The organism is Parafrigoribacterium mesophilum, assembly GCF_039652555.1.
GTDB lineage: Bacteria > Actinomycetota > Actinomycetes > Actinomycetales > Microbacteriaceae > Parafrigoribacterium > Parafrigoribacterium mesophilum.
Window position 1 is genome coordinate 1 of record NZ_JBDJAF010000099.1, and the last position, 251, is coordinate 251.

General features: G+C 65.7%; 1 pseudogene. It reads left to right on the forward strand.

Annotated features, from left to right (window positions below):
• Nucleotides 1–172, forward strand: a pseudogene (locus ABFX56_RS16240) (ABC transporter ATP-binding protein); the annotation flags it as partial.
• Nucleotides 173–251 lie beyond the last annotated feature (79 nt).

Here is a 251-nt window from a genome sequence, read left to right on the forward strand (position 1 = left end):
CTTCGTGATCGCGCACCGGCTGTCCACGATCCGCGAAGCCGACCTCATCCTGGTGATGGAGAACGGTCAGATCGTCGAGCTGGGCACCCACGAGGTGTTGCTGGCCGCGCAGGGCGCCTACTTCACCCTGTACAACGCGAAGTTCGCCGCTCCGGTCGCCGACGAGGTGTAGACGGCCATCTCGGTTGTGTACAGGCCGGTGGATTGCCGGTTGTGCTCAGAACCGGGGTGACCGCCGCAGCGGCAGGCGT